Consider the following 26,183-nt stretch of genomic DNA (forward strand, 5'->3'; position numbering starts at 1 on the left):
ACCAAAAAGATCCTGGGGCGCACCAATGAAAACGAGCCCGCATGGGGCTCGTTTTTCTGCAAGGGCATGTTCTGTTACATGATGCCCAGCTTCTTCAGGTCGGCCTGAACCACCTTGGCCGGGACCGGCACATAGCCGTCCTTGGCAACGATGGTCTGGCCCGCCTTGGAGAGCATCATCTTCACAAACTCCTGCTCCATCGGGGAGAGCGGCTTGTTCGGATGCTTGTTCACGTAGACGTACAGGAAGCGCGACAGCGGGTACTTGCCGGTGATGGCGTTGTCGGAGTTCGCCTCGATGAAGGTCTTGCCATCCTTGGAGAGCGGAACGGCGCGTACGCCGGAGGTGACGTAGCCGATACCGGAGTAGCCGATGCCGTTCAGGGAGGAGGAGACGGACTGTACCACGGAGGCGGAGCCCGGCTGCTCGTTCACGCCGCTCTTGAAGTCACCGTTGCACAGGGCGTGTTCCTTGAAGTAACCGTAGGTACCGGACACGGAGTTGCGACCGAACAGTTGCAGATCCTTGCCGGACCAGCTGCCGTCCAGACCCAGATCAGACCACTTGGTGGCCGCCTTGGCTTCGCCGCACTTGAGGGTGCTGGAGAAGATGGCATCGATCTGCGACATGGTCAGCCCCTTGATGGGGTTGTCCTTGTTGACGAACACGGCCAGGGCATCGACGGCGACGCGGATGGCGGTCGGCTTGTAGCCGTAGCGCTTCTCGAATGCCTCCTCTTCACCGGCCTTCATGGCGCGGCTCATGGGGCCAAACTGGGCGACGCCCTCGGTCAGGGCAGTCGGTGCGGTGGAAGAACCGGCGGCCTGGATCTGCACGTTGACGTTGGGATACATGCGCTTAAATTCTTCGGCCCACAGGGTCATCATGTTGGCCAGGGTGTCCGAGCCGACAGAGGACAGGTTGCCCGAGATGCCGCTGGTCGGTGTGTATTCCGGCAGGTCTTTATCCACACCGGCAGCCAGAGCGCTGACAGAAAACAGGGTTGCTGCGGTGAATCCGATGACACCAGCCAGTTTGTTGAGTTTCATCCAATCTCTCCAAGTCCAAGGTTGCAGAAGGCAATCGTCAGGTTGACGTCTAAACGTGGTTGACACCCGATCGCAATGATCCGCGGGCCAGCACCACTCCTTCTCCAGTGTTACAGAAGGTCCGTTCTTTAAGACGGCGCCAGTATCTGGCCTGGCAGTGACAAATTTATGGAATTTATATGACACTTTGATGACATGGGCCGGAAGTGGCCCGGATGAAAAAAGGGCTGCGATGCAGCCCTTCTCTCGTTGCTAACACATTGACACAAAATATTATTTCACCAGCACCATGCGGGCGGGAATGAGAAAGCTGAAGCGGCTGCCCGCACCGACCCGGCTCTCGATATCGAGATGGGCATCGTGATGACTCAGGGCATGCTTGACGATGGCAAGGCCGAGCCCGGACCCTCCGGTGTGGCGCGAGCGGGCCTTGTCGACCCGATAGAACCGCTCGGTGAGCCGCGCCAGATGCTCGGGGGGGATCCCCTCCCCCTCATCCTGGACCGCAAACAGCGCCATGCTCCCCTGCTTGCGCCACTCCACGGTGATCTTGCGCCCCGCCGGGGTGTAGTGGATGGCGTTGTAGACCAGGTTGGAGACGGCGCTGCGCAGTTGATCCTGATCCCCGCGCACCAGCAGATTGGGCTGGACCATGAAGACGATCTCGTGAGCCCGCTCGCCGGAGAGCGCCCGCGCCTCCTGTTCCAGCAGCCCCAGCATGGCGGGCATGTCCACCAGATGGGAGAGATCCACGGTGGGCGCCGCCTCGATGCGCGACAGGGTGAGCAGCTGGTTGACCAGATTGTCCATGCGGATCGTCTGCTCCATCATCACCTTGTGCGCCTTGGCCCACATGGCGGGGGGCGGCGGCTCCTCGGTCATCTCCAGATACCCCTTGAGCACGGTGAGGGGGGTGCGCAGCTCGTGAGAAACGTTGGAGACGAAGTGCTTGCGCGTCTTCTCCAGGCTGCGCAGCCGGGTCACATCCCGCACCACCAGCATGGCCTGGTCCTCCGCATAGGGCATGATGCGAAATTCGAGGAACTTCTCCTCGTTGATGGGGGAGTGCATCTCGAACGGCTCGTCATACTGCCCCTTGCCCAGATAGGCGACGAAGGCGGGGTGACGGATCAGATTGCCGATGTGCTGGCCGGCATCCTCGGGCCAGCGAAAGCCGAGCAGTTGCTCCGCCAGCCGGTTGCACCAGAGGATGCTGCCGTCGGTGCGAAACACCACGGCCGCATCGGGCAGCGCCTCCGCCCCTTCCCGAAAGCGGCGGATGAGGCCCGCCAGCTCCCGGCGCCGGGCCCGGTGACGCTGCTGCAACTTGTAGATGCCGTTGAAGATGTGCTCCCAGCTGCCGCTGCCGTGGGGCGGCACCAGGCTGCGATCGTGCCACAGCCAGTCCGACAGCCGCTTCTGGAAGCGGTAGTGCCAGACCAGGTGCAGCACAGTGGCCACCAGCAGGCAGAGAACGAGATGATCGATTAACCAACCTACCAAGACGAAGGGGCTGTAGAAGAACGCCATTCGCCACAACTGTCGCCGCCAGGCGTAAGGTTGCAACATTAAGATCTCCTAGAGACAGCAAAGAGCCGGGTCCAATGCCCGCCGGCAGGGGCTGGCGGCACTGGCCCTGACCTAGAGACGGGTCGAGAAGCGGTAGCCGGCCCCGCGCACCGTCTGGATCAATCTGTCGTGCCCCGTCTCTTCGATGGCCTTGCGCAGGCGGCGAATGTGCACGTCCACCGTCCTGTCCTCGACATACACGTTGGTACCCCAGACGTTGTTGAGCAACTGTTCGCGGCTGTAGACCCGCTCGGGGTGGGTCATGAAGAAGTGCAGCAGCTTGAATTCGGTCGGCCCCATGTCGAGGGCCTTCTCCTCGGCACTGACCCGGTGGGAAACGGGATCCAGCTTTAGCCCCTGCACCTCGATCACCTCGTCCACCGAGGTGGGAGAGACACGGCGCATCACGGCGTGCAGGCGGGCGGTGAGCTCCTTGGGGGAGAAGGGCTTGGTGATGTAGTCGTCGGCACCGGCCTCGAGCCCGCGCACCTTGTCCTCTTCCTCGCCCCGGGCGGTCAGCATCACCACCGGGATCTGGCGAGTCATCTCATCCTGCTTGAGCTGCTTGAGGAACTGGATACCGCTGCCACCTGGCATCATCCAGTCCAGCACGATGAGTTCGGGGTAGGGTTCGCGCACCTTTGCCAGTCCATCGGCGTAATCTTCTGCTTCTACTGTTTCATATCCCTTCTGCTCAAGCACGAAGCAGAGCATTTCGCGGATCGGTGCCTCGTCCTCGACCACCAGAATTCGCTTAGCCATATCCCTTCTCTCTCCTCTGTGAAGATGGGTGCGCCAATTATTAGAACTTTCTGTGACACTTTTATGACTTTATGACGGGCGGGATGATAAACGTTTTCAGATTCAGTTGGCAGCAGCGAGTTGCAGCAGGTCCCAGCGATTGCCACTGATGTCCTCGAACACCACCACGGTGCCGTAGGGTTCGAGGCGCGGCTGTTCACAAAAATGAACGCCATAGGCCTGCATCCGCTCGTAATCGCCCCAGAAGTCGTCGGTCTCAAGGAACAGGAAGACCCGACCGCCCCCCTGGCGACCGATGGCGGCGCGCTGCTCCTCGTTGGCCGCGCGGGCCAGCAGCAGGGCGGAGCCGGGAGCACCCTTGGGAGCGACCCGCACCCAGCGTTTGCCCGGTTTGCCCGGCTCGTCGAGGGGGGTGTCTTCCAATAGCTCGAAGCCCATTCCCCGGGTGAAGAAGGCGATGGCCTCGTCGTAATCCGCCACCAGCAGCGTCAGGGCGCCAATGTGTTGTGCCATGGCATCTCTCCTCAGATAAATGATGGGGCGCATGATAGCCCCGCCCGGCCATGGGCTCCAGCGCCGGATCAGTCGGGCGCCACCTCCACCCGGTTGCGACCATTCTGCTTGGCCTGATAGAGCGCCTCGTCGGCCCGCTTGAGCGCCTGCTCCAGGCTATCCTTGCGCCGCTCGGCCACCCCGAAGGAGGCGGTGATCCCGAGCCCCAGCGGCCAGTGCCTGTACCCCTCCAGCGCCCCTCTCAGCCGCTCCGCCAGGGCGGCGGCCCGTCCCTCGTCGTAATGGAGGCAGACCAGCACGAACTCCTCCCCGCCCCAGCGCACCAGTCGGCACAGGCTGTCACAATGGCGCAGCAGCTCGCTCACCATGTGCTTGAGCACCTCGTCCCCCACCGGGTGACCGTGACCGTCGTTGACCCCCTTGAAGTGATCGATGTCGATATAGATGAAGGAGAGCGGCATCTCGCCGAGCTCCCCGAGCAGCTTTTCGCCGCCGAGCCGGTTGAGGGCCCCGGTCAGGGGATCGTAGCGGGCCTCCTCCTCGGTGCGCCGGTTCTGCTCGCACAGGCTCGCACTCAGGGCTTCAGCCGCGAGGCGCGCCTCCCTGGCCTTGCGCAGCCGATCGCCAAACATCAGATTCTGGACCAGGAAGAGCAGCACGCCGTAGGCAAGCCACCCCAGCAGCAGATAGCGATAGAAGTCCCCCGGCTTGCACCAGCGGCCATAGAACTCCAGCCGCTCGAGCCGCAACCGGTACTCCCCCGGCAGCATCTTGTCATCGGAGGCGATCTCGATGGCGTAGACATGGTGCAGATCCGGCCCCTGCTGGACCAGCGGAATGTCGTACTGCTGCACCCACCAGGAGCTGGGGGCAAAGACATTCAGGGGGACATCCTGCTCACGACCAAAATCCCTAGCGGTGAAGAGCACTTCGTTGAACTTGTGGGAACTCTCGTCTTCCCGCGTCGAGTAGACGGGATCGTAGTTGCGCAGATAAAGGCGCCAGGCCTGTACCCCCTGCCCTTCTACATCCAGCCTCACCCGCACCCCGGTGAAGCCGGAAAGATCCAGCCCCCGCTCGGGGTTGGTCAGGGTCAGAACCAGCTCGCAGAAAGGATAGGCATATTGGCTTCGCAGGGTGCACTGGATGGCGGGTCTGTCGCCCCCCTGACTCAGGGTGGCGACGGAGGAGCCCTTGTGGGCCCTGTCATCCTGGGCACGCACGGACAAACCGGCCTGGCTCAGGATGTCGAGCCGCCGCTCGGGTCCGAATTCGAATAACACCATGGCCAGCAGGCTCGCCGCCAGCAGGCACCAGAACAACAGCGTCGTCATGCGGGAATAGGAAGGGATCATCGGCATCACACCTGAAAAAGGGCTTTTACCCTACACCTTGAAACGCCGGACCGCGCTGATCCAGATCCAAGGTTATTACACGCGCCGCACCGGGCGCAGACGGGTGCCGACTAACCGGCACGGGCCCCATGGGGCGCAAGCGGCATCGGCCAGCAGCCGGGAGAGAGGCGGGGGGCCTCGTCGGTCGTAAGATGGATCATTGCGCACTCCCTGCGATGGAAACATAACGAAAAAATGTCCTTGCCACCGCAGTCTACACAAGCGCTGGATGGCGCGACACCCTTCACCCCTCCTCCCGCAGTGCCCGATAGAGGGTAGTGCGACTGATGCCAAGACGGCGCGCCGCCTCGCTCACGTTGCCGCCGCACTCTGCCAGGGTCTGCTGCACCCGCTGCCGGCTCTGTTCGCGCAGGGTACTCCCTCCCAAAGGTGAGCTCGTTCCCCCCGCCACGGCGGGCAGATGCAGATGGGCAGGTTCAATCCAGCCCTGCCCCTCTGCCAGCACACAGGCCACCTCCAGCGCCTGTTTGAGCTGGCGTACGTTGCCGGGCAGAGGGTGGGCCAGCAACCGCTGCTCCGCCTCCCGGCTCAGTTGTAGCGCCGGGTCCATCTGGGCGAGCAGGTTCAGGATCAGCCCCTGACGCTCGGGCACCGACCAGGCCCGCAGGGGTGCCAGTTGCTGGCGCCAGCCGCAGATGCGGTAGTAGAGATCTTCGCGAAAGGTGCCGGCCGCCACCATGGCCGCCAGATCCCGATGGCTGGCGCTGACCAGCCAGAAATCCACCGCCTCGGGTCTGTGGCTGCCCACCGGGGTGACGACGCGCTCCTGCAACACCCGCAGCAGCCGGGTCTGGGCCTGGAGCGGCAGCTCGCCAATTTCATCCAGCATCAGGATGCCGCCGTGGGCGGCGCGCAGATAGCCCTGGCTGCCCTGGCTGCGGGCACCGCTGAAGGCCCCCCCCACATAGCCGAACAGCTCGGCCTCCACCAGCTCCGCCGGCAAGGCGCCGCAGTTGACGCACACCAGAGGCCGCTCCCGACGGCTCGAGCTGGCGTGCAGGGTGCGCACCAGGTGCTCCTTGCCGCTGCCGGTCTCCCCCTCGATGAGCAATGAGATGCCCCGCTCCAGCATCTTGAGCGGCACCTGCTGCGCCTGCGATCCCCCCTCCTCAACCGCGCTCGGCAGGGGGAGCCTGGCGGCGCGCTCCCCCGCCTCCGGCACCAGCCGCAGGCCGCGGCGCTCGCGCAGCAACTGCTGACCGTCGAAGGGGTGCTGGCCGAGCCAGAGCCGACCGGCCCGGTTGGCCCCGAGCAGCTCGCCCCCTTCCCCCAGCAGCAGGCGGGCAGACCAGAGACTCTGGGGATCGAGATCCACCAGCCAGCCCGGCTGGCGGGCCAGCAGGGCGTTTTCCAGGGTCATGGCCAGGAGACGCACGGTGCCCAGCATGTCGCCGCCGTGGTGGGCCGCATCGGTGGAGATGTCGAGCACGCCGAGCAGTTGCCCGTCAGGCCCGAGCAGGGGACAGGCGCTGCAACTGAGAAAACTGTGCTGGGCGAAGAAGTGCTGCGCCCCCAGCACCTGCACCTCGCTCTGCTCGGCCAGCGCGGTGCCGATGGCGTTGGTGCCCTTGCTCGCCTCCCCCCAGCGGGCGCCGCTGCGCAAAAAAATGCGCTCGGCATGGCGGGCAAACCGGTCGTCTCCGCTCACCGCGAGGATGGCACCCTCGCCGTCACACAGCAGCAGACGACAGGGTCTGCCCGCCAGCAACTGGCCAAAGAGCGGCAGCACGAAGCGCTGGAAGCAGGCGATGAGCGTCCTGTGCTGCTCCTGGCGAGCCGACAGCTCCCCCTGGGGCAGCAAGTCCAGCTCGGCGCTCTGCTGGCGGCTCAGCCCCTGATGCAGGCAGCGCTCCCAGGAGCGCTGGATTGGGCTGGCACCGGATTGAGGCAACTCGCTCATCACACCTCCTTCTACACACTCGCGAATAGGGCCGCCTTGGGGGAGCGCCTTCATTACGTCTCCTGTTCACAAACGGCACAGTGTCACACCCGATGTTCAGAAACGGCACAGTTCGGGGGCCGCCCTGGGGGGCACTGGTTAACCAAGATACCCCTTGGCACCCCGTTTGATAACGTTTTTGCAACCTTTTTGTGTAGAGCGCCGCCCGCTGGCACGCCCCTTGCGATGACAGGAAGCAACCGGACTGCCCGCCAGGCCGGTCAGGACCACACACACATAAGGATGATGAGATGATTTATACCGCTCCCGGTCAGGCAGGTGCCCTGGTCAGCTTCAAATCCCGTTATGACAACTTCATCGGTGGCGACTGGGTGGCGCCGCGCGCCGGCCGCTATTTCGAGAACATCTCGCCGGTAGATGGCCGGGTGTTCTGCGAGGTGGCCCGCTCCGACGCAGCCGACATCGAGCTCGCCCTGGACGCGGCCCACAAGGCGTTCGCCAGCTGGAGCAAGACCAGCGTCACCGAGCGCAGCAACCTGCTGCTGCGCATCGCCGATCGCATCGAACAGAACATTGAAGTGCTCGCCGTCGCAGAGACCTGGGAGAACGGCAAGGCGGTGCGCGAGACCCTGGCCGCCGACCTGCCCCTGGTGGTGGATCACTTCCGCTACTTTGCCGGCTGCATCCGCGCTCAGGAGGGCTCCGCCGCCGAGCTGGACCAGAACACCGTCAGCTACCACTTCAAGGAGCCCATCGGGGTGGTCGGCCAGATCATCCCGTGGAACTTCCCCCTGCTGATGGCCGCCTGGAAGCTGGCCCCGGTACTGGCGGCCGGCTGTTGCAGCGTGCTCAAGCCCGCCGAGCAGACCCCGGTCACCATCATGCTGATGATGGATCTCATCAAGGACATCCTGCCCCCCGGCGTGGTCAACGTGGTCAACGGCTTCGGCGCCGAGGCGGGCCAGGCGCTCGCCACCAGCAACCGGATCCAGAAGCTGGCGTTTACCGGCTCCACCGAGGTGGGCGCCCATATCCTGCGCTGCGCCGCCGACAAGCTGATCCCCTCCACCGTGGAGCTCGGTGGCAAGTCCCCCAACATCTACTTCGCCGACGTGATGCAGCACGAGAGCAGCTACATCGACAAGGCGGTGGAAGGGATGCTGATGACCTTCTTCAACCAGGGCGAGGTGTGTACCTGCCCCTCCCGCGCCCTGGTGCAGGCCAACATCTATGACGACTTCATGGACCGGGTGCTGGCCCGCGCCCGCACCATCGTGCAGGGCAACCCCCTCGACACCACGACCCAGGTGGGGGCCCAGGCGTCCCGCGAGCAGTTCGACAAGATCCTGAGCTACATGGAGATCGGCCGCGGCGAAGGGGCCAAGATGCTGCTGGGCGGCGGCCCGGCCAAGGTGAGCGGGCTGGAGGGGGGCTTCTACATCCAGCCCACCATCTTCTCGGGCCAGAACAAGATGCGGGTGTTCCAGGAGGAGATCTTCGGGCCGGCGCTCGGGGTCACCACCTTCAAGGACGAGGCGGATGCCCTGGCCATTGCCAACGACACCCAGTACGGGCTGGGGGCGGGCCTGTGGACCCGGGACAGCAATCTGGCCTGGCGCATGGGGCGCGGCATCCAGGCCGGCCGGGTCTGGGTCAACTGCTACCACGCCTACCCGGCCCATGCGGCCTTTGGCGGCTACAAGAAGTCGGGGATCGGTCGCGAGACCCACAAGATGATGCTGGACCACTACCAGAACACCAAGAACCTGCTGGTGAGCCACGACATCAACCCCCTCGGCTTCTTCTAAGCCCATCCCATGATCCACAAGGGCGCCTGCAGGCGCCCTTTTTCATGCGGTTCAGGCCACGGGTTGGCCCAGCTGCTGGCGATAGCGCTGGGGGGCGCAGCCCTGTTCGCGCTGGAACATGGCGATGAAGGCCGAGGTGGAGGCATAACCGAGACGCCAGGCGATCTCCTGCACCGGCATCTCGCCCCGCAGCCAGTCCAGCGCCTTCACCAGCCGCAGCCGGGTGCGCCACTGGCCCAGGCTCATGCCAAGCTCCTTCTGGCAACGCCGCGCCAGGGTGCGCTCCGTGGTGTGCAGCGCCCTGGCCCACTCCACCAGCGTGCGGTTGTCCTCCGGCGCCGCCTGCAATGCCGCCAGCAAGGGTGCCAGCAGGCGATCCCGGCTCTGGGGCAGGTAGCTCGGCTGGCAACGGGTGCGGGCCAGCTTCTCGATGAAGAGTTCACCCTGGCGGGCATCCCACTCATCCTCCATGTGCCCGACCCGGCGCTGGGTGAAGTCCTCCAGCAGGGCCCGCAGCAAGGGGGTGAGGGCCAGCAGCTGGGGTTCCCGTGGCAGACGCGGGGCCAGGGCGTGGCTCACGTAGATGGAGGTGTAATCCAGGGTCTGCTCGTTGAAGGCGGTGTGGGGCAGGTCCGCCGGCACCCAGATGAGGTAGTCCGGAGGCGCCACCAGCCGCTCTCCCCCCACCTCCACCACCATGACCCCCAGGCTGATGAGGCTGAGCTGACCCCAGGGGTGGGCGTGCTCGGCGCAGGCGTTGCCCCCCTGGATCTGGCTGTAGCGAAAGTAGAGGGGGTTGGGGTCGGCCAGCAGGCGATCCTGCTCGGCCAGGGTGAGGGTGCCCATGCAGATTGTCCCAAAGCGGTTATGACATGTCTTATTTACGCTACTTACCTCGTTCAAGACAAGGCTAGACTCTCCCCATCGTACCAAGGAGTGCCTATGCCTTTTCTCTTCCCCCTGCTCGCCATCCTGATCTGGGCCGCCAATACCGTGGTCTCCAAGGCCGCCGCCGGCGTGCTGGATCCCGCTGCCATCTCCTTCTATCGCTGGGTGATCGCCGCCCTCGCGCTCTCCCCCTTCTGCCTGCCGCAGCTCTGGCGCCGCCGGGCCGACATCCGCCCCTGGCTCGGCAAGCTGCTGGTGCTCTCCCTGCTCGGCATGGTGCTCTACCAGTGCCTCGCCTACTACGCCGCCCACAGCACCTCGGCCACCAACATGGGGGTCATCGGCTCCCTGCTGCCCCTGCTCACCCTGCTCATCGGGGCCTGCTGCTTTGGCCAGAAGCCGGGCAAGCAGGCGCTGCTCGGCATGAGCCTCTCCCTGTTCGGGGTGCTCTGGCTGCTGGGTCAGGGCAATCCCCTGGCACTGCTGCACAGCGGCATCAACCCCGGCGACGGCATGATGCTGCTGGGGGCGGCCAGCTATGCCCTCTATGGCCTGCTGATCCGCCGCTGGCAACTGCCGTTCGGCCCCTGGCTCAACCTCTACCTGCAGATCCTGCTGGCGGTGCTGCTGCTCATCCCGGTGGCCCTCTCTGCCGACTCCCTGGCCATTCCCGCCCAGGGCTGGAGTATGGTGCTGTTCGCCGGCCTCGCCTCCTCCATCTTCGCCGCCTACTGCTGGATGCGCGGCCTCGCCACCCTGGGGGCGGAGCGCACTTCGGTCTTCATGAACCTGATGCCCCTGTGCACGGCCCTCATCGCCGTCATCACCCTGGGGGAGCCCATCCACGGCTATCACCTGCTGGGGGGCGGCCTCATCCTGACCGGGGTCATGCTCTCCCAGCTCAAGCCGAGGGTACGCCGTCCTCTGCCGGAAGGTGCTTGAGCCGGCCAGCACCATGAAAGAAGGGAGCCTCGGCTCCCTTCTTGCTGCCCTCGTCAGGGCACACCTGACCTTTTCGTCAGGGTGGCGTCTCCTCCTTAATCCCTGCCCCCCCGCCCCTTGTCATGGGCGGCGAAGGCGCTGCGGGCCGCACTGATGCCATTCATGCAGGCGGGCACTCCGGCATAGACGGCGACCTGGAGCAGGATCTCGATGATGGTCTCCCGGCTGACCCCCACATTGAGGGCGGCCCGGATATGGAACTCGAGCTGTCCGGGCGCCGTGCCCATTCCCATCAGGGTCGCCACCGTGAGCATCTCGCGGGTGCAGAGATCGATGCCGGGACGGGCGAGCACATCGGCAAAGGCAAACCCCAGCACCAGCTCGGCAAGCTCGGGTGACAGGGCATCCAGGCTGGCGGCGACCCGCGTGGGCGCCTGGGGATCGAGCCGGGCCAGCAGCGCGAACGCCCGTTCACGGCGATCCGTGTGCGAGCCGCTCATGCGTTCACCCCCTTCATCCCCTCGGCGGTATAGCGCTCCCCCGCCACCGGCAGGGTCCGGATGGCCTGTCCCAGGGCCCCGAGTTCTGCTGGGGAGAGGCGCACCGAGAGGGCGCCGAGGTTATCCGCCAGATGGGTCAGACGCCGGGTGCCGGGGATGGGCACTATCCCCTCCCATTGCGCCAGCAGCCAGGCCAGGGCTATCTGCGCCGCCGAGCATCCCTTCTGCTGCGCCAGGGCCATGACCGCCTGCACCAGGGTGCGGTTGGTGGCGAGGTTCTCCCCCTGAAAGCGCGGCAGACCGGCCCGAAAATCCCCCTCCTCGAACACCGCCTCCTGCTGGTAACGCCCGGTCAGAAACCCGCGCCCCAGGGGGGAGTAGGCCACCAGACCAATCCCCAGCTCCCGGCAGGCGGGCAGCACCGCCGCCTCCACCTCCCGCGTCCAGAGGGAGTATTCGGTCTGCACCGCCGCCACCGGGTGCACGGCATGGGCGCGCCTCAGGGTGGCCTCGCTCACCTCGCACAGACCGATGCGGGCTATCTTGCCCTCCTGTACCAGCTGCGCCAGCCCGGCCATGGTCTCCTCGACGGGATGGGCCGGATCGAGGCGGTGCACATAGTAGAGATCGATCTGCTCGATGCCGAGGCGGCGCAGGGAACCCTCGCAGCTCTGGCGTGCATAGCGGGCGCTGTTGTCGAGGGTACGCCTGTACTCCCCGTGCTGGCGCACGATGCCAAACTTGGTGGCGACCTTCACCTGCCCCCGCCGGGTCGCGAGAAAACGCCCGATCAGCGCCTCGTTGTGGTGGGGGCCGTACATGTCGGCGGTGTCGAGCAGGTCGATGCCCCGCTCCACCGCCTCCGCCAGCACCCGCAAGGACGTCTCATCGTCCCGCGGCCCGTAGAATTCGCTCATCCCCATGCAGCCCAGCCCCAGGGCAGAGACCTGCAGGTTGGCTCCCAGTGTTCGTCGTTGCATCGCATTTTCTCCCTGACAAGTTGCAGGGGAGTATGGTCTTCCGAAAATGAATGAGATATAGAGATAACTGGCAACCTATCTTCCGATTATGGAAACACCATGCACGATCCCCTGCTCTGGGACGACGCCCGCGTCTTCCTGGCCATCGCCCGCAGCGGCACCCTGAGCGGTGCCGCCCACGCCCTGCGCATGGGAGTGGCCACCGTCTCCCGGCGCCTGGACAGGCTGGAGGCGGCCCTCGGCCTGCCCCTGTTCAGCCGCCACCAGCAGGGTTATCGCCTGACCGACGACGGGGAGGCCCTGCTTGAGCGAGCCGAAGCGCTGGAACATGCGGGGCTGGCCTTGGGCGAGGCGGGACAGTTGCAGGGACAGGTGGCCGGCACCGTGCGCCTCGCCACTGCCGAGAACCTGGCCAATCCCCTGATCATCCCCTCCCTGCCGACGCTCTTTGCCCAGCACCCCGAGCTGAGGGTGGAGCTGGTCACCGGGGTGCAGACGGTGAACCTGCACAGGCGCGATGCCGATCTCGCGGTGCGCATGGTCAAGCCCGATGCCGGCAACCTCACCCTGCGGCGCCTGGGCACCCTGGGCTTTGGCCTCTACGGGACCGGCGCCTACCTGGATGCCCGCAGCCCCGGGGTGGATGCCGCCAGCTTCGATCAGGATGACTTCATCGGCTGGAACGAAACCCAGAGCCACCTGCCCGCCGCCAGATGGATGACCCGCATGCTGCGCGGCCGCCCCTGCCGGGTGGAGACCGGCACCCTGGCGGCCCAGCTCGCCGCCGCCAAAGCCGGCCTCGGGCTCGCGGTGCTGCCCCACTACCTGGCCCGCCAGACGGATCTGGTCTGCCTGCTGCCGGAGCTCGGAGTGGATCAGCCCATCTGGCTGGTGCTCCACAGCGATCTCGCCCACTCCCGGCGGGTGAGAGCCGTGGCGGATCATCTCATCGCCCTGTTCGAGCGCGCCCGCACCGCCCTGCACCCCTTCTCGGGCGATCCCAGATAGAAGGGCCGGGTCGCATCGGGGCAAAACAAAAGGGAGCTCAAAGGCTCCCTTTTATCTGCGCGGCCTGCGCAGCATGGTGTGCGCGGCCTCTTCGGCGTTGTGCCCGCGGCGGGGTCACGACTCCCGGCGCCAGTGGTAACGCCGCTCCGGGCGGCCACGCTGGCCGTAGTTGAGCTCCACGTCCAGCCGATCTTCTGACTCCAGAAACTCCAGGTAGCGGCGGGCCGTGGTGCGACTCAGGGAGAGGCGCAGGGCCACGGTGTCGGTGGAGAAGGTGTTGTCCGGCTCCCCCGCCAGCAGATCCAGCACCTGGCGCAGGGTGATGGCGTCGATCCCCTTGGGGGTTTCCCGCGCCTCCCGCCCCTGGTTGCGCGCCTTGCCCATCAGGCGGTCCAGGTCGCTCTGGGCCAGCTCCCCCGGCTCGCACAGGCGGCGATGCAGGACCAGGATCTCCTCCAGGCTCTGCTGGATGCGAAACAGCCGCAGCGGCTTGATGACGTAGTCCTGCACGCCCAGGTTGAGGGCCTGCTGTATGGTCTCCACGTCGCAGGAGGCGGTCACCATCATCACCATCACCTCCCGGTTGTGGCTGCGCAGCCGGCTCACCCACTCCAGGCCCGAGCCATCGGGCAGGGAGATGTCGACCATCAGCAAGCGGGGCTCGCTCCCCGCCATCAGGCGATCCGCCTCGGCCAGGGTGCCGGCCCGCCCCATCAGGGAGAACCCGGCCGTGGAGGAGACCAGCTCCCCCAACATGGCGCCTATCCGCTCGTCATCCTCGATAATCAGCGTGAAGATTGGCTTCATGACTTACACCAATTGGTTTTTATTCAAATAGATACCGAACAGGGTCGTCTGCTCGGCGGTGCGGCGCCATTCTATCACGCCCCCCCGCCTGGCCACCGTCTTCTTGACTAGGAAGAGGCCGACCCCGTGATCCCCGGTCTGGCGGCTGACACCGTAGTCGAACAGGTGATCCGCCAGCGCCTCGTCCACCCCCTCGCCACTGTCCTCCACCTCGATCACCAGCCGCCGCCCCAGATCATCGAGGGAGAGCAGCACCCTGGGAGCGGCGTGCTCGCGGTTCCCCCAGGCGGCGCGAATGCCGTTGTCCAGCAGGTTGCCGATGCAGGTGATGAGATCCGCCGACACCTCGGCCGGATACTCCCCGAGGGCCGACCCCGCATCCAGCACCAGCTCCACCCCCAGCTCCCGCGCCCGGCTGAACTTGCCGAGGATGAGCCCGGCCACCGGCTTGTTCTCGATGACCCGCAGCAGATCCTGCAACATGTTCTGGCAGGCTTCGTTCTCCTGCTGGATGAGGTCTACCGCCTGATCCACGTGGCCGAGCTGGAGCAGGCCGGAGAGGCTGCTGAGCTTGTTGGCGAATTCATGGGTCTGGATGCGCAGCATCTCGCCGTACTGGCGCAGGTGGGTCACCTGCATGCCCAGGCTGCCGGTGCCGTCTGGCCGGCTGAAGATGAGCATGCGCCCCGGCTCGCGACCGCTGAGCTCCTGCCAGTGGCCGACGAAGTCATCCCCCTGCACGGTGAACCTGACCGCTCCCCCTTGCTGCAACGTGGGCACGAGGCCGGGGGCCAGCTCCGCCAGGGAGCGGCCCAGCAGGGCGTGGCGCCCGGTGCCGGGCAGTCGCAACTGATAGAAGGCGGCGCTGTTGAGCATGGTGATCCTGTGCTGGTTGTCCAGGGCCACTATCCCCTCCGAGATCCCCTCCAGCACCAGATCCTGCTGGGCGAAGCGATTGGCGATGGTTTCCGGTTCCAGATCCAGCAGGGTGCGGCGCAGCAGGTGCTGCACCCAGAGCGCCAGCAGCAGGCCGCACCCCAGCACCGCTGCGATGGCGCCGACCAGCAGGGCGATCCGCTCCTGATAGGTGCCCTCCACGGTGCGCATCAGATAACCCACCGCCACCGCACCGATGGCCTGGCCATCGGGCCCCACCACGGGAGCGAAGCAGCGGATGGCGGGACCCAGGGTGCCCACGTCCCGGGAGCAGTAGCTCTCGCGCGACTGGAGCGCAGGCCAGATGTCCTCCCCCCGGAAGGTCTGGCCCACCAGCTCGGGGGAGGGGTGGCTCAGGCGCCTGGCATGTTCGTCGGTCACCACCATGTAGGCGGCATCGGTGCGGCTGCAGATCCCCTGCACATAATCCCGCAGCCCGGGATCGCTCCCCTTCTCCAGGGCCTGGACCACCCGGCTGTCCGCCGCCAGCACCCGGGCCAGATCGCTCCCCTTCTCCTTCAGGTTGTTCTCCAGCAAGTGGCGCATGAAGAGGGCGAGCAGACAGCCCAGGATCAGGATCAGCAGCAGTGACAAGCCAAGCGAGAGGGTGACTAGCTGGTGGCGCAGTTTCATCGTTCAACCTTGCAGCGGACGGGGAAGCCCAGGGTGAGGGTGTCCCCCGGCCGGGTCAATGGCCAGCCTGGCGCACCTCAAAGGTGGCCACTCTAGCGCCTCCCCCGGCCGTTGTCGGTTAGCTGGCCCGCAAAGCCATATAAAAACTTAAACACCACGGCCCGGGCAAAAAACCTGAACGTGAGCTGTATCACACTATTTACTTAGCCTGCGAAATAAATATAATGCTTCGCAAGCTAAGTAATTGAGGTGCCCGTCATGAAAAAGGATCTGGAGATGTTGCGAGAACTCTCCCTCGCCGAGCAGCTGGGGCGATTGCACCGACTCTGGCGCACCGTGGCCGATCTCGAGCTGGCACCTCTGGGGCTCACCCATCCCCGCTGGACCGCCCTGTGGAAACTCAGCCGCCTCGGCGGCCACCTCAGCCAGAAGACCCTGGCCGAGGCCCTGGAGATAGAGCTCCCCTCCCTGATGCGGACCCTGGGTCAGCTCGAGGATCAGGGGCTGATCGAGCGCCACTGCTGCAGCCAGGACAAGCGGGCCCGCATCGTCACCCTGACCCCGGCGGGCAAGGCGCTGCTCGATCAGATCGAGGGCCGCATCATCGCCGTGCGCCGGGAGCTGCTCACCGGCATCAGCCAGCAGGAGCTGGCCCAGTTTGAAGACATTGTGCACCGCATCTCCGCCAACGCCCTTGGCAAGATAGCCGCACAGCATGAAGAGAGAGAATAAGATGACACCGGATCAACAATTCAAGCGCTGGATAAAGTGGGCCATCGTCTGCTTCGTCCTGGTGTTTGGCTACTTTCTGCTGGCCGACATCAAGATGCCCCTGACCCCCCAGGCCATGGCCACCCGAGTCGTCACCCGGATGGCCCCCCAGGTCAGCGGCAAGGTGGTCGAAGTCGCCGTCGCCAACAACCAGCACGTCAAGCAGGGGGATCTGCTGTTCGCCCTCGACCCGGAACCCTTCCAGCTCGCCGTGGACCAGGCCAGGCTCGCCCTGGATCAGGCCAGGCAGCAGAACCGCCAACTGGACGCGACCCTGACCGCCTACGAGGCGGAGTACAGCTCGCTGCGCACCCAGGCCGACCAGAAACAGCGGGAAGCGGCGCGCATCGACGCCCTCTACCGCCGTCACATGGTCTCTGAACAGCAGAAAGATGACGCCGACAGCGCCGCCCGCACCGCCCGTGCCAACCTGCTCGGCAGCCAGGCCCGGGTAGAGCAGGCCCGCGTCAACCGCGGCTTGCCAGGGGAAGACAACCTGCTGCTGCGCCAGGCCCGCAACCGCCTCGCCCAGGCCGAGCTCAACCTCGCCTACAGCCGGGTTCATGCGAGCCAGGACGGCATCATCACCAACCTGCAACTCAAGCCTGGCAGCGTGGCCAATGCGGGCTCCCCCCTGCTGGCCCTGGTCTCCGAGCAGGTGGACGTGATCGCCGATTTTCGCGAGAAGAGCCTGCGCCACGTCAGCGCCGGCAGTCAGGCCCTCGTCGCCTTCGACGGCGAGCCCGGTCGCCTCTATCCGGCCCGCGTCGCCAGCCTGGATGCCGGGGTCAGCGCCGGCCAGTTTGACGCCAACGGCCAGCTTGCGAACCCCATCGAGTCCGATCGCTGGGTGCGCGATGCCCAGCGCCTGCGCCTGCACCTGACCCTGGAGCAACTGCCCGCCCACCTGCCGGCCGGGGCCCGCGCCACGGTGCAGTTGCTGCCGGACAACACCCTGACCGGGCTGCTGGCCCGCGGCCAGATCCGTCTGCTCAGCCTGCTGCACTACATCTATTGAGATGACGACCATGAACCTGTGGCACAGACCCCTCACCCCCAACGAACTGCGCCAGTGTCTGCGCATCGCCTTTGGCTGTACCCTGGGGTTTGTGCTGTGCAAGATCTTCGGCTGGAGCAACGGGGTCTTCTTCACCGTCACCCCGGTGCTGCTGCTCGGCCTGGTGCCGGTGATGAACGGTCACGCCGCCCGCCAGCTCATCGCCTCCGCCGCCATGTGCGGTCTGGAAGTGGGACTGCTCGGCGGCCTGTTTGGCGGCCACCCGGGGCTCATGACCCCCCTGGTCTTTTTGCTCTTCCTCTACCGTTTCGCCGCCATGTCCCGGGGCAGCCTGTTCCTGTTCGGTGCCAACGGGGTGCTCAGCCTCAGCATCATGCTGCACTTTGCCAGCTACCCCGGGATTGATCTGAACGACCTCATCTTCAGCAATCTCTGGGCCAGCGTCCTGTCGGTGCTCATCGCCTATCTGATGACGGCCCTCATTCCGGACGTGGAGGAGCGCCCCAGGCCGGCCCCCTCCCCCAAGGCGCCGCACCGGATGCGCCACGAAGCCCTGCTGGGAGCGTCCATCGCGACCCTCTCGTTCCTGGTGTTCCAGATCTTCGATCTGCGCGACTCCATGTCCGCCCAGGCCACCACCCTGCTGCTGCTCTTCCCCATGCACTGGAACGGCGCCCTGGACTATGCCCGCAAGCGGGCCATGGGCACCCTGCTGGGGGTGAGTTTCGGCATCCTGGGGCAACTGGTTCTCTATGACTGGTCCGGCTTGCTGCTGCTGGTGACCCCGGTGCTCTGGCTCGGTGCCATGCTGTTCAGCTATGCCCATGTGAAGGAGGCGAGCGGCTCCGGAGTCGGCTTCGGAGCCCTCACCACCCTCGGCATCCTGTTCGGCCAGTACCTGACCCCGGGCAACGACCTGGTGTTCAGCGCCCTCTATCGGGTGAGCAGCATCCTCTTTGCCATCGTCGTCACCCTGCTCGCCTGCTACCTCATCCACCGGCTGCTCAATCGCTTCGAGGCGACACGGTTCGGCCACTGACCCTTTTCTGCAGCCATTGGATGGCTCCCTTTCGCCCCGCTTGCCTGCCGGGGCGTTTTTTTGCCTGCCCCACGGACCAGAGGGAGACGGACGCATCCCGACGCAGGGCTCCCGCCACGAGGTTGCAGTTGTGCCTCATCCTGTTAGGCTCAAGGCCATATGACACCGTTGTGAGGATCAAACATGAAACACGCCAAGCTCTTTCTACTGGGGGCGGGCGCCATCACCCTGCTCGGCGGCTGCGATCTGGGCAGCGGCAAGCTGGGAGTGACCGGCGGCGATCCCGTCACCTATCTGTGTGAACAGAACCAGAAAGTGCAGGTTCGCTACTTCTCCCTCTCGGACGAAAGCCTTAACTTCGTCAAGCTCTCCCTCCCCGATGGCAAGGATTACACCCTGCCCCAGGCGGTTTCCGCCTCCGGCGCCCGCTATACCGACGATCACGAGGTGGTCTGGTGGAACAAGGGCAAGGAGGGGTTCGTCGAGATGCGTGATGACGCCGGGGAGTGGCAGAGCCGCTACAACGACTGCAAGGAGCAGTGATCCGCGCCGTCATGGCACACAGCCCACACGAAACACCCCGGCCTGGCCGGGGTGTTTGTCATTTCACTTCCACTTCAAATCGGGCCACAACCCGAGCCGGAATGGCTTGCTGATTCTGCTCCGATGGCCGGTAGCGCAGCTGCGCCAGCCCGGAGATGGCGATGAGATCCAGCACGCCGGGAGGCTGGGACGCCAGTACCTCTGGGCTGAACAGCGTGCCATTGGAATCGATGAGGTAGCGAAGGGTCACATACCCCTTGACCGGCCTCTTCGCCGGCAGCCCCCCGACCGGGTTAAAACTGATGGCATCCCCCACCAGCACCCAGTATTCGGGCAGCGTTTCCCAGGTGACATCCACCGGAGGCTGATTCAGCTTGGCGGTGGGGCTGGCACAGCCCCCGAGCAGGGCCAGGGCGGCCCACAGAAACAACCCTTTCACACGCACTGACATTCCCTCTTCGTTGTATCGCTCGATTCCATGAGCGACGCGCCAGTGTCAGGCAAAGGGGCTCATCCGGGAAGCCCCCATCTGGCAGGCAAAAAAAAGCCAACCCCGGAGGGCTGGCCTTGTGATCTCTCACGGCTCAGGCGCGCTTGTCGCTTACCACCAGCCAGAGGGCATGAACCATGCCGGGCAGACCGCCCAGCAGGGTCAGCACTATGTTGATGAGGAAATGGAGGCTGAAGCCTACCTGGATAAAGGCGCAGACCGGGGGGAGAAAGATGGCCAGCAGGATCTTGAGCAGATTGTTCATCGGGATTCCTCGTGTAAACAGCGCTTGGGGTTGGCCTAACCATAAACACCCAAGGCCTCAACTGCAAACCAGACAGGGGATCCGCTCTCCTCCTTTCCGCCAGGCGTTGAGGTCGTGAACCATCTGGTTGCTGCTGCCACGCCAGAGCAGACCGGGATCCGCCAGGGCCTTCTCGAACCTGCCATCCACCAGCACGTCCAGCAAGGCCACCAGCTCCCGCTGGGCCGGGCTGAGATCGGCCAGCAGATAGCCGGTCCAGCACCAGATGTCCTTGCCGGGGCACTCGGCCCGCACCCGCTTCACCAGCGCCAGCACATGCGGCACGTTGGCGGGGTGGAGCGGATCGCCGCCGGAGAGCGACAGTCCGCGCCGCTTGATGCGGCTGTCGTTGAGATCGTGAATGATGCGATCGCTCATCGCCTCATCGAACGGCTTGCCCCCATCGAGCCGCCAGGTGCTCTGGTTGTAGCAACCGGGGCACTGGTGCTCGCAACCCGACACGAACAGGGTGGCGCGGGTGCCGGGGCCGTTGATCACATCGACCGGGTAGTACTGGTGGTAGTGCATTCGAGTTCTCTGGGTTAACGGCCAACCCCCTCCCAACCTCCCCCTTCGAAAGGGGGAGGAGCTTCTTTGCCCCCCCTGCCAAGGGGAGGGCTGGGGTGGGGTCTGCTCGCTTACATATGCTTGACGCGGCGTTTGACCTCTTCCTGCTTGCCCGCGTTGAAGGGGCGCGCATCCGGGCTGCCGAGATAGCCGCAGACGCGGCGGGTCACCGACACCTTGGCGGGGTCATGGTTGCCGCAGCGCGGGCAGGTGAAGCCCTTGGAGGTGCACTCGAACTCGCCGGTGAAGCCGCAGTCGTAGCACTCGTCGATGGGGGTGTTGGTGCCGTAGTAGGGCACCTTGTCATAGCTGTAGTCCCAGACGTTCTCCAACGCCTCCAGGTTGTGCTGGATGTTGGGGTACTCGCCGTAGCAGATGAAGCCGCCGCTGGCGATGGGCGGATAGGGCGCCTCGAAGTCCAGCTTGTCGTAGGGGTTCACCTGCTTCTCCACGTCCAGGTGGAAGCTGTTGGTGTAGTAGCCCTTGTCGGTCACCCCGGCCACCACGCCAAACTCCTTGGCGTCGATGCGGCAGAAACGGGTGCAGAGGTTCTCGCTCGGGGTGGAGTAGAGGCTGAAGCCGTAGCCGGTCTCCTCCTTCCACTCGTCGGTGGCCGCCTTGAGCCGCGCGATGATGGCGATGGCCTTCTGGCGCAGGGTCTCGCTGTCGAACAGGTGGACGTCTGTGCCATAGAGGGCGTTGATGGTCTCGTGTACCCCGATGTAACCCAGCGAAATGGAGGCGCGGCCATGTTTGAAGATCTCGCTGATGTTGTCATCAGCCTTGAGGCGCACCCCGCAGGCCCCCTCCATGTAGAGGATGGGAGCGACCCGGGCCTTGACCCCGTCCAGGCGCTTGATGCGGTACATGAGCGCTGTCTTGGCCACCCGCAGGGCGGCATCCAGTTTGTCCCAGAAGTCGGCTTCATCGCGGGATTTCAGGGCAATGCGCGGCAGATTGAGGCTCACGACACCTAAGTTGTTGCGCCCCTCGTGGACCAGCTCGCCATTCTCTTCGTAGGCACCGAGGAAGGAGCGGCACCCCATGGGGGTCTTGAAGGAGCCTGTGACCTTGACCACCTGGTCGTGGTTGAGGATGTCCGGGTACATCCGCTTGGAGGCGCACTCCAGCGCCAGCTGCTTGATGTCGTAGTTGGGATCCCCCTGCTTGTGGTTCAGGCCATCCTTGATGGCGAACACCAGTTTCGGGAAGACGGCAGTCTTCCTGTTCTTGCCAAGGCCGGCGATGCGGTTGCCAAGGATGGCGCGCTGGATGAGGCGCGATTCCCAGCTATCCCCCAGGCCAAAGCCGAAGGTGACGAACGGCGTCTGACCGTTGGCGGTGTGCAGGGTATTGACCTCATATTCGAGGGACTGGAAGGCGTCGTGGCACTCCTTCTCGGTGCGGGCCATGGCGTAGGCATCCACGTCCCTGATCCCCCACTCCTCGGCCACCTCCCGGTGCTTGTGCCAGCTGATGGTCACATAGGGTGCCAGCACTTCGTCGATGCGGTTGATGGTGGTGCCGCCATAGATATGGCTCGCCACCTGGGCGATGATCTGGGCGGTCACCGCGGTGGCGGTGCTGATGGATTTTGGGGTGTCTATCTCCGCGTTGCCCATCTTGAAGCCGTGGGTCAGCATCCCCTGCAGATCGATCAGCATGCAGTTGAACATGGGGAAGAAGGGGGAGTAGTCGAGATCGTGGAAGTGCAGGTCGCCGCTCTCGTGGGCCTGCACCACGTCACGGGGCAGCATGTGACTGATGGCGTAATGCTTGGCGACGATGCCCGCCAGCAGGTCACGCTGGGTCGGGATCACCTTGGAGTCCTTGTTGGCGTTCTCGTTGAGCAGGGCCGCGTTGGTCTGCTCCACCAGGCCGCGGATCTCCTGGGCCAGGCGACCCCGGGCCTCGCGAGCCTGATCACGGTCGTGACGGTATTCGATGTAGGCACGGGCGATGGCCTTGTCGTCGGAGGCCATCAGGTGGTTCTCGACCCGGTTCTGGATCTCGTGGATGTCTACCTCCCCTCGCCCCTCCAGCTCCTGGCTGACGGCGGCGGCAATGCGCTCGGCCAGCGCCGGACTGGCCTGATTGACCGCGGCCGCAGCCCGGCTGACCGCATCGCGGATCAGTTGGCCATTGAATGGTGCACGACATCCATCGCGTTTGATCACTACCGGTTTCATCGATTTTCCCCGTATTGAAAGACCTGGTGGCCACCCTCGGCTCACCCTCGTTGAGTCCCCTTCTCCACGCCCGTCCCCGGCGCAAACAAGGTCAGCCAAGGCTTGAAACACCTGGGCTGACACTGAGAGGGCGACCACTTATGCACAGCTTTATGACACTATATATGGGTGTTTTTTTTATGCTTACCCCTATATGTGGGGTATATTAGGCACCAAAGCGGTACCCTGTTTCTTGATCCAGAACAGGTTTTGGAAGGAGTGGGGCAGTTCACGACCAGTGCCAAAAGGCGCTCTTTTTGCTCACCCCAGACGGGATGCGGGCTCCCGCCCGGCAAGGGATAAAAAGAGAGGGGCACGCCTTCCGACAACAATTGACCGAGGCGCCAGAGAGCGGGAGAGCACATACTGGGGAACAGTCTGTCCCTTGCGGAAAACACACGTGACCAAGGTCTTGCTCCTGCTCTCCCTCCTCTCCCTCCCGCTGCTGGCCGCCGAGATCCTGGTGATCAGCAGTTATCACCAGAGCAACCAGTGGGATCAGAGCTACAGTGCCGGCCTAGAGAAACACCTCAAGCAGGCGCATCACCTCGGCTATCTCTATCTGGACACCAAGCGCCAGCCCGGCCAGACCCGTGACGAACTGCTCGCCAAGGGAATGGCCGCCTACCGGACCCACCAGCCAGCGCTGGTGATCCTGGGGGATGACAACGCCATCAACGCCCTCGCCCGACCCATCGCCGCCCGGGGAACGCCCGTGGTGTTTCTCGGGATGAACGAGAATCCGCGCCCCAAGGGGCTGGTCGGCCACCCCCTGATCACCGGCGTCCTGGAACGCCCTCTGCTCAAGCGCAGCATCAGCGAGATGAGTCAGTTGATGGGAGGGCTGGAGCGTGCCCTGGTGCTGTTTGACGAAAGCGAGGTGTCCCGCACCGCCGTCGCCCACGAGTTCAAGGGGCGAGGCGAGCTGACGATCGGTCAGACCCGGGTCAGCAGCCGCCAGTTCACCGACTACGGACGCTGGCAGGAGGCAGTGCTCGCCAGCCGGGAAAACGGCTATCAGGCGCTCTTCCTCGGCCTCTACCACACTCTCACCGACGCTCAGGGCCAGCATGTAAGCGAGCAACAGGTACTGGCATGGACCAGCGCCAACAGTCCGGTGCCACTGTTCTGCTTCTGGGCCTTTGCGGTGGGCAGGGGAGCCGCCATCGGCGGTCTGGTGCTCGACGGCCACAGCCAGGGAGAGAGAGCCGCCGAACTGGCCAATGCCATCCTCTTAGGCACGGCGCCCGGCGCCCTCTCCCCCCGCGCCGCATCCCGCGGGGAATATCTGTTCAGCAAGAGCGAACTGGCACGCTGGCACCTGACGGCTCCCGATGCCTGGCAGGACAAGGTGAGCTACGTCGAGTGAGCCCACCAACGACAAACCCGGCCAGTGGGCCGGGTTTGTCTGCTCAAACGTGCATTCTCAGGGCTGAATGGCCGCCTGCAACTCGGCCTCGGTCCAGATGGTGATCCCCAGCTCCTGGGCCTTGGCGAGCTTGGAGCCTGCCGCCTCCCCCGCTACCAGCACGTCGGTCTTGGCCGACACCGAGCCCGCCACCTTGGCCCCCAGGGCCTGCAGCGCCGCTTTGGCGTCGTTGCGGGACAAAGCGGTGAGGGTGCCAGTCAGCACGAAGGTCTTGCCGGCAAAAGGTTGATCGCTTGCCTCCTTCTTCTCGATGGCCGGCCAGTGGATGCCGGCGGCCAGCAGGGCCTCCAGCACCTCGATGTTGTGGGGCTGACGCAGGAAGTAGTAGACGTGCTTGGCCACTATGTCCCCCACGTCGGCCACTTCCAGCAACTGCTCCACCGAGGCGGCGCGCAGGGCATCCAGGGTAAGGAAGTGGTTGGCAAGGTTCAAGGCGGTCGCCTCCCCTACTTCGCGGATCCCCAGGGCAAACAGGAAGCGGGGCAGGGTGGTGCTGCGGGCGGCATCGATGGCCGCCACCAGATTGAGGGCCGATTTTTGCCCCATCCGATCGAGCCCGGCCAGCTGGATGGCGTTGAGACTGAACAGGTCCGCCGGGGTCTTCACCAGCCCCTTGTCCACCAGCTGCTCCACTATCTTGTCGCCAAGGCCATCCACATCCATGGCGCGACGCGCCGCGAAGTGCTTGATGGCGGCCGCCCGCTGGGCCTCGCAGAAGAGACCGCCGGAACAGCGGGCCACGGCCTCCCCTTCCAGCCGCTCCACCGCCGAGCCGCACACCGGGCACTCGGTCGGGAAGAGGATCGCGCGGGCATCCGCCGGGCGCTGCGCCTCCACCACAGCCACGACCTGGGGGATCACGTCCCCGGCCCGGCGCACGATCACGGTGTCGCCGATCATCACGCCAAGGCGCGCGATCTCGTCCGCATTATGCAAGGTGGCGTTGGACACGGTGACGCCGCCGACAAACACCGGCTTGAGCTTGGCCACCGGGGTGATGGCACCGGTGCGGCCCACCTGGAACTCGACGTTCTCAAGCGCCGTCATCTCCTCTTCTGCCGGGAACTTGTGGGCGGTAGCCCAGCGCGGCGCGCGGGCAACGAAACCGAGCTCCCCTTGCAGGGCGATGTCATCCACCTTGTAGACCACGCCGTCGATCTCGTAGGGGAGATCCCCGCGACGCGCCAGGATATCATCGTGAAACGCCTGGCAGCCGGCGGCACCCTCTTTCAGCTTCACCTCGGGGCTGAGCGGCAGACCCCAGGCCTTGAGCTGATTGAGGCGACCGAAGTGGGAATCCCCCAGCTCGTCGCCACCGACTCCCACGCCGTAGGCATAGAAGCTGAGGGGGCGGCTGGCGGTGATGCGTGAATCGAGCTGGCGCAGGCTGCCGGCAGCGGCGTTGCGCGGGTTGACGAACACCTTCTCCCCCGCCGCCAGCGCATCGCGGTTCATCGCCTCGAACCCCGCCTTGGGCATGAAGACCTCCCCACGCACCTCCAGCCGCGCAGGCCACCCCTGGCCGCGCAGGGTCAGGGGAATGGCCTTGATGGTGCGCACGTTCTCGGTGATCTCCTCCCCCGTGGTACCGTCCCCGCGAGTGGCGGCCTGCACCAGCTGGCCATCCACGTAGAGAAGGCTCACCGCCAGACCGTCGAGCTTGGGTTCGCAACAGAAGGTGAAAGTCACCTCCCGCTTGAGGCGATCACCCATGCGTTGCTCGAACGCCTGCAACTCCTCGCTGCTGAAGACGTTGTCCAGACTCAGCATGGGGATCTCGTGGCGTACCTGCTTGAAGGCGGTCAGCGGCTGGCCTCCCACCCGCACGCTCGGCGAGGCCGGGGTTTTCAGCTCGGGATGCTCGGCCTCCAGCGCAATCAGCTCGCGCATCAGGCGATCGTATTCGGCGTCCGGCACCGTGGGGTTGTCCAGCACATAGTACTGATGGCCGTACTCGGTCAGCAGCTCACACAGTTGACGGTGGCGGGAGAGGATATCGCTCATGAAAAAGTCTCGAAGTGTGATGGAACATTCAGTCTGGGGCAGAAACAAAAATGCGGCACCGGGGTACCGCACTTTTCATT

The 26,183-nt window shown here is 65.0% G+C and carries 24 protein-coding genes; 8 read left to right on the plus strand and 16 right to left on the minus strand.

Features of this window, described 5'->3' with window-relative positions; all coding sequences use genetic code 11:
* Nucleotides 1-74 precede the first annotated feature (74 nt).
* The 6 genes from AB5Y89_RS04895 to AB5Y89_RS04920 form a co-directional block, all read right to left on the minus strand.
* On the minus strand, nucleotides 75-1,049 hold the full coding sequence (locus AB5Y89_RS04895) for a PstS family phosphate ABC transporter substrate-binding protein (RefSeq protein WP_010673473.1): 975 nt from the start codon (nucleotides 1,047-1,049) through the stop codon (nucleotides 75-77).
* A 273-nt stretch (nucleotides 1,050-1,322) separates the two neighbouring features.
* Nucleotides 1,323-2,618: a phosphate regulon sensor histidine kinase PhoR gene (phoR, locus tag AB5Y89_RS04900; RefSeq protein WP_042014623.1), complete on the minus strand. Its 1,296-nt coding sequence runs from the start codon at nucleotides 2,616-2,618 to the stop codon at nucleotides 1,323-1,325.
* 72 nt (nucleotides 2,619-2,690) lie between these two features.
* Nucleotides 2,691-3,380 carry a phosphate regulon transcriptional regulator PhoB gene (gene phoB, locus AB5Y89_RS04905; protein ID WP_010673471.1) on the minus strand — a complete coding sequence of 230 codons (690 nt, stop codon included), beginning with the start codon at nucleotides 3,378-3,380 and terminating at the stop codon, nucleotides 2,691-2,693.
* A 102-nt stretch (nucleotides 3,381-3,482) separates the two neighbouring features.
* Complete coding sequence (locus AB5Y89_RS04910) at nucleotides 3,483-3,893, minus strand: VOC family protein (protein ID WP_010673470.1); 411 nt, start codon at nucleotides 3,891-3,893, stop codon at nucleotides 3,483-3,485.
* Nucleotides 3,894-3,961: 68 nt separating this feature from the next.
* Nucleotides 3,962-5,248, minus strand: a complete 1,287-nt coding sequence (locus AB5Y89_RS04915; RefSeq protein WP_368222999.1) for a GGDEF domain-containing protein — start codon at nucleotides 5,246-5,248, stop codon at nucleotides 3,962-3,964.
* Nucleotides 5,249-5,531: 283 nt separating this feature from the next.
* On the minus strand, nucleotides 5,532-7,208 hold the full coding sequence (locus AB5Y89_RS04920; RefSeq protein ID WP_010673468.1) for a sigma-54-dependent Fis family transcriptional regulator: 1,677 nt from the start codon (nucleotides 7,206-7,208) through the stop codon (nucleotides 5,532-5,534).
* A 290-nt stretch (nucleotides 7,209-7,498) separates the two neighbouring features.
* On the opposite strand from AB5Y89_RS04920, the gene AB5Y89_RS04925 reads away from it, so the two are divergent.
* Nucleotides 7,499-9,016 (plus strand): aldehyde dehydrogenase family protein, encoded by a 1,518-nt coding sequence (locus tag AB5Y89_RS04925; protein WP_368223002.1) that lies wholly within the window; start codon nucleotides 7,499-7,501, stop codon nucleotides 9,014-9,016.
* A gap of 51 nt (nucleotides 9,017-9,067) precedes the next feature.
* Here AB5Y89_RS04925 and AB5Y89_RS04930 read toward each other — a convergent pair whose 3' ends face one another.
* Nucleotides 9,068-9,862, minus strand: a complete 795-nt coding sequence (locus AB5Y89_RS04930; RefSeq protein ID WP_010673466.1) for a helix-turn-helix transcriptional regulator — start codon at nucleotides 9,860-9,862, stop codon at nucleotides 9,068-9,070.
* 96 nt (nucleotides 9,863-9,958) lie between these two features.
* Between AB5Y89_RS04930 and AB5Y89_RS04935 the strand changes: the two genes are divergently transcribed.
* Entirely contained in the window at nucleotides 9,959-10,846 is an 888-nt protein-coding gene (locus AB5Y89_RS04935; RefSeq protein ID WP_010673465.1) for a DMT family transporter, read from the plus strand.
* 95 nt (nucleotides 10,847-10,941) lie between these two features.
* On the opposite strand, the gene AB5Y89_RS04940 is transcribed toward AB5Y89_RS04935, so the two are convergent.
* Together AB5Y89_RS04940 and AB5Y89_RS04945 are read right to left on the minus strand one after the other, a co-directional pair.
* Nucleotides 10,942-11,346, minus strand: coding sequence for a carboxymuconolactone decarboxylase family protein (locus AB5Y89_RS04940; RefSeq protein WP_039039282.1), 405 nt, complete (start codon nucleotides 11,344-11,346; stop codon nucleotides 10,942-10,944).
* A complete protein-coding gene (locus AB5Y89_RS04945) occupies nucleotides 11,343-12,326 on the minus strand; it encodes an aldo/keto reductase (RefSeq protein ID WP_039039281.1) in 984 nt (327 codons plus the stop codon). Before AB5Y89_RS04945 ends, AB5Y89_RS04940 begins: the two co-directional genes overlap by 4 nt.
* 99 nt (nucleotides 12,327-12,425) lie before the next feature.
* Here AB5Y89_RS04945 and AB5Y89_RS04950 point away from each other — a divergent pair, with 99 nt between their 5' ends.
* On the plus strand, nucleotides 12,426-13,334 hold the full coding sequence (locus AB5Y89_RS04950) for a LysR family transcriptional regulator (RefSeq protein ID WP_368223005.1): 909 nt from the start codon (nucleotides 12,426-12,428) through the stop codon (nucleotides 13,332-13,334).
* A 114-nt stretch (nucleotides 13,335-13,448) separates the two neighbouring features.
* Here AB5Y89_RS04950 and AB5Y89_RS04955 read toward each other — a convergent pair whose 3' ends face one another.
* Nucleotides 13,449-14,141, minus strand: coding sequence for a response regulator (locus tag AB5Y89_RS04955; protein ID WP_039039279.1), 693 nt, complete (start codon nucleotides 14,139-14,141; stop codon nucleotides 13,449-13,451).
* Between the two features lie 3 nt (nucleotides 14,142-14,144).
* On the minus strand, nucleotides 14,145-15,710 hold the full coding sequence (locus tag AB5Y89_RS04960; protein WP_041213369.1) for a sensor histidine kinase: 1,566 nt from the start codon (nucleotides 15,708-15,710) through the stop codon (nucleotides 14,145-14,147).
* A 258-nt stretch (nucleotides 15,711-15,968) separates the two neighbouring features.
* Between AB5Y89_RS04960 and slyA the strand changes: the two genes are divergently transcribed.
* From slyA to AB5Y89_RS04980, 4 genes are all read left to right on the plus strand, one after another.
* Entirely contained in the window at nucleotides 15,969-16,442 is a 474-nt protein-coding gene (slyA, locus tag AB5Y89_RS04965) for a transcriptional regulator SlyA (RefSeq protein WP_041213370.1), read from the plus strand.
* A 1-nt stretch (nucleotide 16,443) separates the two neighbouring features.
* Nucleotides 16,444-17,499, plus strand: a complete 1,056-nt coding sequence (locus AB5Y89_RS04970) for an HlyD family secretion protein (protein ID WP_290434831.1) — start codon at nucleotides 16,444-16,446, stop codon at nucleotides 17,497-17,499.
* 10 nt (nucleotides 17,500-17,509) lie between these two features.
* Nucleotides 17,510-18,538 carry a DUF2955 domain-containing protein gene (locus AB5Y89_RS04975; RefSeq protein ID WP_010673457.1) on the plus strand — a complete coding sequence of 343 codons (1,029 nt, stop codon included), beginning with the start codon at nucleotides 17,510-17,512 and terminating at the stop codon, nucleotides 18,536-18,538.
* Nucleotides 18,539-18,721: 183 nt separating this feature from the next.
* Nucleotides 18,722-19,081 carry an MliC family protein gene (locus AB5Y89_RS04980; RefSeq protein ID WP_010673456.1) on the plus strand — a complete coding sequence of 120 codons (360 nt, stop codon included), beginning with the start codon at nucleotides 18,722-18,724 and terminating at the stop codon, nucleotides 19,079-19,081.
* Between the two features lie 58 nt (nucleotides 19,082-19,139).
* On the opposite strand, the gene AB5Y89_RS04985 is transcribed toward AB5Y89_RS04980, so the two are convergent.
* The 4 genes from AB5Y89_RS04985 to nrdD all read right to left on the minus strand — a co-directional run bounded on the left by AB5Y89_RS04985 (nucleotide 19,140) and on the right by nrdD (nucleotide 22,631).
* Nucleotides 19,140-19,532: an energy transducer TonB gene (locus tag AB5Y89_RS04985; protein ID WP_368223007.1), complete on the minus strand. Its 393-nt coding sequence runs from the start codon at nucleotides 19,530-19,532 to the stop codon at nucleotides 19,140-19,142.
* Between the two features lie 133 nt (nucleotides 19,533-19,665).
* Nucleotides 19,666-19,836, minus strand: coding sequence for a YqaE/Pmp3 family membrane protein (locus tag AB5Y89_RS04990; RefSeq protein WP_010673454.1), 171 nt, complete (start codon nucleotides 19,834-19,836; stop codon nucleotides 19,666-19,668).
* Nucleotides 19,837-19,893: 57 nt separating this feature from the next.
* Nucleotides 19,894-20,403, minus strand: a complete 510-nt coding sequence (nrdG, locus tag AB5Y89_RS04995) for an anaerobic ribonucleoside-triphosphate reductase-activating protein (RefSeq protein ID WP_010673453.1) — start codon at nucleotides 20,401-20,403, stop codon at nucleotides 19,894-19,896.
* A gap of 110 nt (nucleotides 20,404-20,513) precedes the next feature.
* Entirely contained in the window at nucleotides 20,514-22,631 is a 2,118-nt protein-coding gene (gene nrdD, locus AB5Y89_RS05000; protein ID WP_042864245.1) for an anaerobic ribonucleoside-triphosphate reductase, read from the minus strand.
* Between the two features lie 439 nt (nucleotides 22,632-23,070).
* On the opposite strand from nrdD, the gene AB5Y89_RS05005 reads away from it, so the two are divergent.
* The gene (locus AB5Y89_RS05005) at nucleotides 23,071-24,039 is read left to right on the plus strand and encodes an ABC transporter substrate-binding protein (protein WP_368223010.1); all 969 of its coding nucleotides are present in this window, start codon (nucleotides 23,071-23,073) and stop codon (nucleotides 24,037-24,039) included.
* Between the two features lie 57 nt (nucleotides 24,040-24,096).
* Here AB5Y89_RS05005 and ligA read toward each other — a convergent pair whose 3' ends face one another.
* A complete protein-coding gene (gene ligA, locus AB5Y89_RS05010; protein WP_368223011.1) occupies nucleotides 24,097-26,103 on the minus strand; it encodes an NAD-dependent DNA ligase LigA in 2,007 nt (668 codons plus the stop codon).
* Between the last annotated feature and the right edge of the window lie 80 nt (nucleotides 26,104-26,183).

Origin of the sequence: Aeromonas sp. s4 (genome assembly GCF_040907855.1) — a bacterium.
GTDB classification, from domain to species: Bacteria; Pseudomonadota; Gammaproteobacteria; order Enterobacterales; family Aeromonadaceae; genus Aeromonas; species Aeromonas caviae.